Source organism: Bradyrhizobium sp. AUGA SZCCT0169, assembly GCF_018130085.1.
GTDB lineage: Bacteria > Pseudomonadota > Alphaproteobacteria > Rhizobiales > Xanthobacteraceae > Bradyrhizobium.
The window spans coordinates 1-8,878 of record NZ_JAFCMC010000069.1 but is presented as its reverse complement, the minus strand read 5'-3'; the positions used below and the strand labels follow the sequence as shown (position 1 = coordinate 8,878).

The following is an 8,878-nucleotide window of genomic DNA, read 5'->3' as shown; positions in this document are numbered from 1 at the left end:
GTCCGCAAAGCTGCCGCGCGAACTGTCGACGCGGTCTGCGCCGCAATCGGCTGCGCACTCGATGCCTTCACCTCAGAGGAATGTGCCAACTACCTCAAAAACTCAGGCTATCGAACCTAATGCCATCACGCTTTAGGCGGTGTCCTCGACATCGGTCTCAGGCCGGTCATTGCCGGCCGCGGTCTCGGTCTGCCACTTGCCGTCTGCGGTTTCGTATTCGATCACCTCGGTGCGCCCCGGCACCCGCTGCTCGGCCGCCGCACGCCGCGCGGCCGCGAGCGCCGCGGCGTGGGTCGGATACGGTTCGGAAAAAACGCCATTGGCGGTATAGGCCCAGCCGCCGTCATGCTCGACGATCTTGTAGGTCACGTGGCTCATCGGGAACTCGCTGTTGCCATTGCCGAGAGGGTGAACGCGCCGCTCAATCTATGACAGAATAGTCGAAACTGTCGGATTTTGCATCGGCCGTTCGTCCTTGGAATGGTCAGCCTGCATCCCCGAGGAGAGAACCATGTGCCGCAACATCAAGACCCTGTTCAATTTCGAGCCGCCGGCGACGCATGCGGAAATCCATGCTTCGGCGCTGCAATTCGTGCGCAAGCTTTCCGGGTTCAACTCGCCGTCGCAGGCCAATGCGGAGGCCTTCAACCGCGCGGTCTCCGAGGTTTCCGACAGCGCCCGCCGCCTGCTGGCGTCGCTGCAGACCAACGCGCCGGCCCGCGACCGCGAGGTCGAGGCCGAGAAGGCACGGGAGCGTTCGCGGGCGAGATTCGGATAAGACAGGCTGCGTTCGCCGCCCGGCAATTGAATTGGAGGCCGTTCCTGATCGCGTTTTCCCGGGTAGCCCACGTGACGTAGCTCACAGTGCGGCCGGTCGCCCGGGCATAGATTGGCACCATCCGATTGCCGTGGAGGGTGTCATGAAGCCGACGATTCCCCTGAAACTGAGCGCCATCGCTTTCACCGTGCTGTGGTCCGGCTGGATGCTGTGGGTGGGCGGAAGCTACGAGCCCGCCATCATCACCATTCTCGCGATCTCGGGCTCCATTGCGGGTTTTCTCTGGTATCGCGTCATGCGCTGGTGCTTCCGGCTGATGCGCCTGCTGCCGGATATTGGCGCCGGGCCCAGCGCCGCACATTGAATCGCGTGTTTGTTGGGCCGGGCGTTGCTGACGTTTTTCACCGGATTGGCGACGGCCTGGCTGTGTGGCCAGGTCGATCCCATGATCCCTTTGGGCGAATGGTAGGCGACGCTCGCGGGCCTGTTTGTCAGCGGCGCTGAGCGGCGCGCTTACTTCCTGTCCTTGTGTTTGCGCTTGTGCTTCTTCTTGTCCTTGTGGCGATCGTCGTCATCATCAGCGTCGCCATCATCACCGTGCAGGGCCGTCTCGAGCGCCACTCGCTCGGCGGCCTCACGTTCGGTGTCCGCGAGTGCTGCGGCTTCGCGTTCCGCGGCCTCGCGCTCGCGCATTTTCCGGTGATCTTCCCAGGCATCGAAAATCAGATGCAGCCACGGCATCACCTGCTCGATCGAGGGCAGCTGGCCGGGCGGTCCGGGTTCGCCGCGGGGGCCTGCCGGACCCTGCGCGCCGGCTTTACCCTGCGGGCCAGTCTCGCCGCGCTTGCCTTGCGGTCCGGCTTTACCCTGCGCGCCGGCCTTGCCGTCCGCGCCAGGCTTGCCGCGCGGGCCTTCCAGGCCGGGCGGTCCGGGATGCCCCTGCGGCCCGGGACGTCCGGGTTCGCCGCGCGGACCCTGTGGTCCCTGTCGTCCCTGCCGGGGACCTGCTTCGTCCGCCACGTGCACGCTCCGAATATGATTCCGAAGGGCTTCTTATCAGACGTTTGATGACGGCTTCAATTGAGTTGTCGATCTTGATCAATATCAACGAAATCGTCATGGAGGCGTCACCGTTGGCGAGCCCCCGATGACGGTTCGGTTACGAACGCAGCACGATCGGTACGAAGCGAGGATTCCTCACTGGCGTGGTTTGCTGGTTCGAGCGCAACTTGGCTTCCAGGCGCAGCAAAAAGATTTCAGCAAGCATTGTCGTTCTCCATTGTTGGCGTGTGTGGAGATTGGTCGTCAGCTTGTCGATATCAGTTCGATTTTTCGGCCCGTACAGGGAGGTCTCTCGTTGCCTACGTGACCCAGATCACAGGCAAATACGCAACCGCGCTTATGCGCAGAATCATCAGCATGCGGTTCGAGCGCTGGAGCATCGTGGTTTGCGGCCAGACGACCAGCGTCGCGATATCGAGTTGTCTCAAGCCATGCCTGAAGGTAGTATCACTTGGATAGTTCTACCGAAAGAGATTTTAGCACAGGAATTTTGCTCTCGGATTAGGAGGTCAATTTGCGTTTCTTAGGCAGCGCCCAGCGATACATCTCATCGTTCATCTCGCATAGCTCCAAGGACTACAACGAGGCCGAAGGTTACGAGCGCGTCCTTGAGGAGGCCGGATTTTCCGTATTCCAGTATGGCGAAGATCTTCAATTGGGTAGCCAGGTTCAAGATGTGGTCCGGGACAGGATTTCAAAGTGTCACTTCTTTTTTCTGGTGGTCAGTGAGCATTCGCTGAACTCGCCTTGGGTTCAGAGAGAGCTTGGCCTGGCGGTCGCTCTGCAAAAACAACGCAAGAACTACCGGCCCATCATTATTCCGATTTATGCCAAGGATGCGGAATGGAGAAAAGCCAGCGTCCGACCGCGGCAGTTTCCCGTGCGTGATTTTGAAACGGGTGAACCCGGCGAGACGGCTTTCAATCTCGGCGACGTGCGGGGCGTCGACAAATATGCAAATCCGCAGGTCGACAGTGACGAAAGGCGATTGCATTTCTGAGGCCGTCGATTTGGGTCACCCGATTGGACTTTTGGGACCACCAGACATTTTATGACTCCGGAGTTTTCGATCTCTATGAAGATCTGTTTCCGGCAATCGAAAGGGATGATCCCCAGGACATTATCCGATGGACGCTGCACGGCGATATCGGAGTGCGGCGGAGTTTTGTCATATCGAATGGCAAGGAAATCTCTTACACGCTCGACTCGCGCTACTTCATATTGAAGCTCGCCGATCGGGCCGTCGGTTTAGGATTTTTCACCTATGACTTTTCCAGCGAATTGATCTACGGAAATTATATTGGCGTGCAGGAGTGCTGGCGCGGCGGCAATATTGCCGGCAATTTTTTCTCCGAGATCATGGTAATTCTCCAGGAGTTGTTTCCGACGTACAAAGGGATGGTTTTCGAGGTCGAGAAGTTCAGCCGGGAGCGAGTTGAAGGAATCGTCTCCGATCTCAAGCGCACAGGAGCGCGGCAGGTCGCGCTGCAGCAAGATCGGGATGAGGTGCGAAAATTCCTGCGGGTCTCCTGGTATCACAAGCTGGGCTGCTACTTCTTCTTCGATAAGGAGATGAAGGAGCCGTTGGTGTGCAGGTCGCCCTGCCTTGATCTGACGCTGTCACCTGAAGGCTGGGCTGCCGCAGAAGAGGACTACTGGATCATGTGGTATGGCCGGCGGGGCGCGCTGACCGACTATTCAAAAGCGCCAGAGTTTTGGAGGAGGGCGATCGGTGCGATTTACGTAGAAATTCTCGCGAAATCCCTCGTTGAATCCAATCCAGGGTATGGTGAGGAGTACTGGCAATACGCGACCGGGATCATCGAGAGGAAGTTGGAAGAGAGCAGGCCGAAGCAGATCGACTTCGGAAAGTTCCTTGACCGTCGCGACAGTCCGCTACTAAAGGATTGGATCAGTACGGGCATTGACTTGCCGATTTGACTGGCGCCGCCCGGATTCAAATGGCGAAAGTTAACGCTGCGCTCTAGCTCGCGTCCCACTTGACGGGCAGATTGAGCAGACCGCGAAACGCCCAGCCGCCGATCCGTACCGGCTCGCTGTCGTCGAGTTGCAGATCCCTCAGCCGTGCAAAAATGCCGGGCAGCGCGACATCCGCGACCATCGCGCGCGAGGCAAAGGCGCCGGCGCAATAATGCGGGCCGGCGCCGAAGGCGATGCTCTTCGACGTGTTGCGGGTGATGTCGAATCGATCAGGGTCGCCGAAACAGGATTCGTCACGGTTGGCGGAGCCGAACATGAAGAACACGCGATCCTCCGGCTCGAAATCGACGCCGCCATAGGACCACGGTTTCGCAACGCGGCGCGGCGACATGCCGATCGGCGCGATCCAGCGCGCATATTCCTCGAACACGTCCAGCCATTTTGCCTTGCCCTCGCGGACCAGCGCCAGCTGTTCGGGATGCGTCAGCAGCGCCCAGACAGAGCCGGCGATGGCGTCGCGCGGCTCGTTCTGGCCGCCCGAGATCGCCAGCTTGATGTTGGCGCGGATGCTTTCCATGTTCTGGCCCGAGGCCAGCAGCACGCTGAGGATCGAGGTGTTGGGATGTTTCTCCACCACCGGGATCATGTCGTCGATCGCGGCATCGATGCCAGCGGTGGCGGCATGGCAGCGCGCCTCGACTTCCTTGTTGCCGGTGTAATTGGCGATCCCGTCGATCATCGCCTGCGACCAGGCGTCCATGTCCTGGTAGCGCATGTTTGTCAGCCCGGTGATATCCTTCAGGCATTCGGCCGACAGCGGCAGCGCCAGCGCCTTGCACAGGTCGGCTTTGCCCTGCGGCACGAGTTCGTCGAGGATGCGGTCGGCATGGGCCTGGAACTGGCGTACCCAGGTGTCGCGCACGGTGCGCGGCGACACCGCCGGAAACATCGCCGCGCGTTCCGACATATGCGCATCGCCATCCTTGCGCATCATGTTGTGGCCCATCAGCACGTTCATCAGCCCCGCCGGCTGGTGCGAGGAGAACACGTCGATGCGTTTTTCCTGGGTGAAGATGTCGTCGCGCCGGGTGAAGACGGTCGAGCCCAGCTGCGGCACGAAAGCGATCGGCGCCTCCTTCCGCATCCGAGCCAGGGCCGGATAGGGATCGGCCCAGAACGTGGATACGTCGATCTCGAAATGCGGGGCGTTGGACATGATCGGTTGCCGTGGGTGGGAGAGCGAACTAGTTGCCTAGGCAAATATGTCATTGCCGGGCCCGACCCGGCAATCCGTTTTTCTGGGGTTTCCGCACCAAATATCGGGTCCCGTCGGTTCAGACCGTCCGGTAGCCGCCATCCACCATCACGATCGACCCCGAGACATAGGCAGACAGATCGGACGCCAGGAAGACCGCGGGCCCGACAATGTCTTCGGCGGTGCCGGCGCGGCCGAGCGGGGTGTGGTCGACGAACACTTTCACCAGCGCCGGATTGCTGGCGCGCACCTTTTCGTTCAGCGGCGTCTCGATGAAGCCCGGGCCGATCGCGTTGACGCGGACGCCGTCCTTGCCGAGTTCGGCGGCGAGCGCCTTGGTGAAGCCGAGCACGCCGTGCTTGGAGGCGGTGTAGGCCGGCGAACTCGGCGTCTTCAGATGCACGAACGACTGGATCGAGCCGATATTGACGATGCGTCCCTTGGCTGATCGCAGCGGTTCGAGGAACGCATGCGTCACATTGAAAACACCGGTGAGGTTGATCGCAATGATGTCTTCCCAATCGTTGATCACGGCTTCGGCTGCGCCCAGCATGCCGTTGCGGCGGGCAATGCCGGCATTGTTGACCAAAATCGAGACCTGGCCAACTTTATCGGCGACGCGCCTGGCGATCGCGACGCAGTCCTCGCGCCTGGTGACGTCGAGCAGGAAGCTCTCCGCCTTGCCGCCGGCGTCGCGGATTTCACCGGCGACGCTGGCCGCGGCCTGCTCGTTCATGTCGAGCAGCACCACGCGCGCGCCCTCGCTGGCGTAGCCTTTCGCGATCGCGCGCCCGATGCCGGAGCCTGCGCCGGTGATGACAGCGATGTGATTTTGGAGCAGGGGCATGGGTGTTTCCTCAACGGTTCTGTTTTTGTGTGAGGCCATATTAGAATGCGGATTGCGGGCCGTCAGCCCCTAGCGGCCGCCGTCATGCGCGGGGCAGGTGTGTGCCGAGCATGGAGCCGGCAGCGCGATGCGCCGCACGTTTTTCAAAATAGCAAGGCCGGCGGGCATGACCCACCGGCCTTGATCGACGAAACAATGATAGTCGATCGGGCGCAAGCTTATATCTTGCAGGCGCCCTTCTTGAGCATGCCGTCCTTCATTGCGAGCGCGGCGGCGAAGGTCGGGACCGGCTTGCTGACGGTCTTGTAGTTTGAGGGGATCGGCTTGCCCGGAATGCTTTCGTCCCAGATTTGGCAGGCGCCGGTGCCTTCCCAGCGGATCAAATGAAACGCGGCTTCGGCAGGAGCGGTCGCGGCAAAAGCGGACAGTGCAATAGCGGCAGCGGCACTGAGAGCGGTAACTCGAAGCATGGGCAAAGGTCTCCTGTTGGGAAATGTCGGCCGGCCCCCGCAATGCGTGCTGGCAGGGACGGCGCCCGATGGGGATCCGGGCATTCATTGAGTGTGGCGAAAGCGTGATTGGTTCAATTTTCTAGCCGCGAAAAAGGCCGGTGGGGCCGGCCTTGATCGAAGCGTTAACGTGCGCTCAGAACGAGCAGGTGCCGTTGTGCAGCAGGCCGTCCTTCAGCACCAGCGCATCGCCGAAGGTCGGCACTTCGCTGCCGACGACGACGGTGTAGTTGCCCGGATACGGCGCGGTCGGGATGTTCTGGTCCCAGATCTGGCAGAAGCCCGAATCCTGCCAGCGGATCAGGTGGAAGGAGGCCTCGGCGGGGCTCATGGCGGCAAGCGTGGTGACGGCAACAGCGGCGGTGGCGGCGAAGAGGCAAAGGCGGCGCATCGAGGGTCTCCTGGATATCAGGGGGGTTGCTGCTCTCCCAGGCAATGAAATCCGATCGGGGAGGCGCCCGAGACGTCATGTCCCGGTCATGAATTATGTCCCGCGAGTGCCCGATTGGTTCAAAGCCGCGGTGCGGAAATGGCCGAGCCTGAAGCGCGGTGGAACCCTGCAAATCGCGCGGCGCGAATAGGCTTTGTCGATCCCGTCAATCGGTTACAATCGGCGAACCGCGATCTGATTCACCGTCGCGGCGCTCGCTCTCCACGCTCAAGGAAACACTGCATGAAGAAGTCATCCGCCATTCGTGTCGCGCTCGTCGCGCTGATCGCTTTCGCCGGCCTCGCGCTGTCCTCCGTCGCCCGTGCCGATGAGGGCACCATCGCGATGACGATCTACAAGGCTGGATGGGTCATCGGCGGCTCCGGCGGCAGCGGCACATTGACTTTTCGCGGCCGGCGCTACGCGCTCTCCACCGGCGGGCTGGATTACGGCCTGGTGTTCGGCGGCTCGAAGACGGTGCTGCGCGGCCGCGTCAGCAACATCTATCGCCCGTCCGACGTCGCCGGCGTCTATGGCGCGGCGGGCGCGGGCCTTGCCATCGGCCGCGGCGCGCGCGCGATCGTGCTGACCAACCAGAAGGGCGCGGTGCTGGAGCTCGCCGGCCAGCAGACCGGGTTGATGGCGAATGCGGATTTGAGCGGTCTCGCGATCACGTTGAGGTAGAAGGTGCGTAGGGTGGGTTAGGCGTAGCCGTAACCCACCATCTTCACGCGCGGTGAGACTTTGGTGGGTTACGCTTCGCTAACCCACCCTACGATTTCTTGCTCACCATCGCGTGGATCGCCTCGCAATGGCGCACGAGATTGGGATGATCCGACACGAACGCCTTCAGCGGCGTCGGGATCGGGAAGAAGTGGATATTGGCGATGAAGCCGTAGATGCCGGCATCGACGCTGATCGGCGTCACCCCATGCACATATCCATCCGCCGGAATCAGATCGGCCAGCACCTGTAAGTCAGCCAGCCCGCGTGCGTAAGCCAGGTCGGGCGCGTAGCGGCCGATGCCCTGAAAATAATAGCGCTGCGCGTTGTAGTCCCGCGCCTTGTTCAGCCCGGTTTCATCGATCTGCGAATGCTGCGCCATGAAGCCGTCGCGGAACGCGGGGAAATACCGATCGTCCTTCCAGCGCGAATACGACATCACCCAATAGAGATCGTCGAGCATGCGCGTGACCAGATGATCGGTCATGCGCTGCGCCGGCGTCAGTGCAGCATCGATGATGAGATGATATTTTCGCACCAGATGCGCGATGACGGTCTCGCTGTCGCCGATCGTCTCGCCGTCATCGACGATGTAAGGCAATTGCCCGCGCGGCGCCGCCGAGGCGTCGAACACATGCTGATGGACGAACGGCACGCCCGTGAGCTTGAGGAAGGCGAACACTTTCAGCCCATAGCCGTTATTGTCGGCGACGCCGAACAGTTCCGGATAGGAGTAAAGCGTCAGCATCGCCTCACCGTTTCGCCAGCGAAGCCACGCCCTCGATCTCGATCAGCATCTGCGGGTTCGGCAACGCCACCACCACGCAGGTGGTGCGCGCCGGATAGGGCGCCGGCCCGAACGCTTCCGCATAGAGCTTGTTCATGGTGGCGACGTCGGACGCGCGCGTCAGCAGCACGTTGACCTTGACCAGATCGCGAAACGTCGCGTTGGCCTCAACGAGGATACGCTTGATGTTGATCACGACGTTGCCGAACTGCGCCTCGAAGCCGTCGGGCAGCGCGCCTTTTTCGTCGAAGCCGGGAATCCCCGAGATGAACAGCAGATCGCCGACGCGGGTGGCAAACGACAGCGGCGGCGACTTGATGCCGGCGGGAGGAAGAAAGTGCTGGATGGGCATGGGGCGCCTCGATTGATGTGAATTGCAGCCCGCATGAGCATAGCGACATGCGGGATTTCTGCCAGCCCCGGATGTCGCTCGGTGGATCCGGGTTACGCTACGTCGTCCCGGCCTTGAGCCGGGACCCATATGTGGACGGCCCCCGTGCCACAAGAGTTTTTTGACGGTCTGATCGGATCGCTTGCATCCATATG

13 protein-coding genes are annotated in these 8,878 nt (G+C 61.4%); 5 read left to right on the top strand and 8 right to left on the bottom strand.

All coding sequences use genetic code 11. The features are described 5' to 3' along the window. Positions 1 to 132 precede the first annotated feature (132 nt). Positions 133 to 378: a DUF2188 domain-containing protein gene (locus JQ609_RS34745; protein ID WP_192740030.1), complete on the bottom strand. Its 246-nt coding sequence runs from the start codon at positions 376 to 378 to the stop codon at positions 133 to 135. Positions 379 to 511: 133 nt separating this feature from the next. Between JQ609_RS34745 and JQ609_RS34740 the strand changes: the two genes are divergently transcribed. Continuing rightward, positions 512 to 778: a DUF2277 domain-containing protein gene (locus JQ609_RS34740; protein WP_211997302.1), complete on the top strand. Its 267-nt coding sequence runs from the start codon at positions 512 to 514 to the stop codon at positions 776 to 778. A gap of 142 nt (positions 779 to 920) precedes the next feature. Beyond that, entirely contained in the window at positions 921 to 1,142 is a 222-nt protein-coding gene (locus JQ609_RS34735; protein ID WP_212277134.1) for a hypothetical protein, read from the top strand. 149 nt (positions 1,143 to 1,291) lie between these two features. Here JQ609_RS34735 and JQ609_RS34730 read toward each other — a convergent pair whose 3' ends face one another. Further along, on the bottom strand, positions 1,292 to 1,798 hold the full coding sequence (locus JQ609_RS34730) for a collagen-like protein (RefSeq protein ID WP_212277133.1): 507 nt from the start codon (positions 1,796 to 1,798) through the stop codon (positions 1,292 to 1,294). Between the two features lie 556 nt (positions 1,799 to 2,354). Between JQ609_RS34730 and JQ609_RS34725 the strand changes: the two genes are divergently transcribed. Together JQ609_RS34725 and JQ609_RS34720 are read left to right on the top strand one after the other, a co-directional pair. Further along, a complete protein-coding gene (locus tag JQ609_RS34725; RefSeq protein WP_212277132.1) occupies positions 2,355 to 2,840 on the top strand; it encodes a toll/interleukin-1 receptor domain-containing protein in 486 nt (161 codons plus the stop codon). A gap of 23 nt (positions 2,841 to 2,863) precedes the next feature. After that, positions 2,864 to 3,781: a hypothetical protein gene (locus JQ609_RS34720; RefSeq protein ID WP_212277131.1), complete on the top strand. Its 918-nt coding sequence runs from the start codon at positions 2,864 to 2,866 to the stop codon at positions 3,779 to 3,781. 43 nt (positions 3,782 to 3,824) lie between these two features. On the opposite strand, the gene JQ609_RS34715 is transcribed toward JQ609_RS34720, so the two are convergent. From JQ609_RS34715 to JQ609_RS34700, 4 genes are all read right to left on the bottom strand, one after another. Continuing rightward, positions 3,825 to 4,997: a cytochrome P450 gene (locus JQ609_RS34715; protein WP_212277130.1), complete on the bottom strand. Its 1,173-nt coding sequence runs from the start codon at positions 4,995 to 4,997 to the stop codon at positions 3,825 to 3,827. Between the two features lie 118 nt (positions 4,998 to 5,115). Then, positions 5,116 to 5,883, bottom strand: coding sequence for an SDR family NAD(P)-dependent oxidoreductase (locus tag JQ609_RS34710; protein ID WP_212206577.1), 768 nt, complete (start codon positions 5,881 to 5,883; stop codon positions 5,116 to 5,118). Between the two features lie 218 nt (positions 5,884 to 6,101). Next, positions 6,102 to 6,353, bottom strand: a complete 252-nt coding sequence (locus tag JQ609_RS34705; protein WP_212277129.1) for a hypothetical protein — start codon at positions 6,351 to 6,353, stop codon at positions 6,102 to 6,104. Between the two features lie 175 nt (positions 6,354 to 6,528). Continuing rightward, positions 6,529 to 6,783: a hypothetical protein gene (locus tag JQ609_RS34700; RefSeq protein WP_192740023.1), complete on the bottom strand. Its 255-nt coding sequence runs from the start codon at positions 6,781 to 6,783 to the stop codon at positions 6,529 to 6,531. Positions 6,784 to 7,065: 282 nt separating this feature from the next. On the opposite strand from JQ609_RS34700, the gene JQ609_RS34695 reads away from it, so the two are divergent. After that, positions 7,066 to 7,506 (top strand): hypothetical protein, encoded by a 441-nt coding sequence (locus JQ609_RS34695; RefSeq protein WP_212277128.1) that lies wholly within the window; start codon positions 7,066 to 7,068, stop codon positions 7,504 to 7,506. 88 nt (positions 7,507 to 7,594) lie between these two features. On the opposite strand, the gene JQ609_RS34690 is transcribed toward JQ609_RS34695, so the two are convergent. Both JQ609_RS34690 and JQ609_RS34685 read right to left on the bottom strand, forming a co-directional pair. Continuing rightward, positions 7,595 to 8,293: a glutathione S-transferase family protein gene (locus tag JQ609_RS34690; protein WP_212277127.1), complete on the bottom strand. Its 699-nt coding sequence runs from the start codon at positions 8,291 to 8,293 to the stop codon at positions 7,595 to 7,597. A 4-nt stretch (positions 8,294 to 8,297) separates the two neighbouring features. Continuing rightward, entirely contained in the window at positions 8,298 to 8,684 is a 387-nt protein-coding gene (locus tag JQ609_RS34685; protein ID WP_212277125.1) for a RidA family protein, read from the bottom strand. Positions 8,685 to 8,878: the final 194 nt, after the last annotated feature.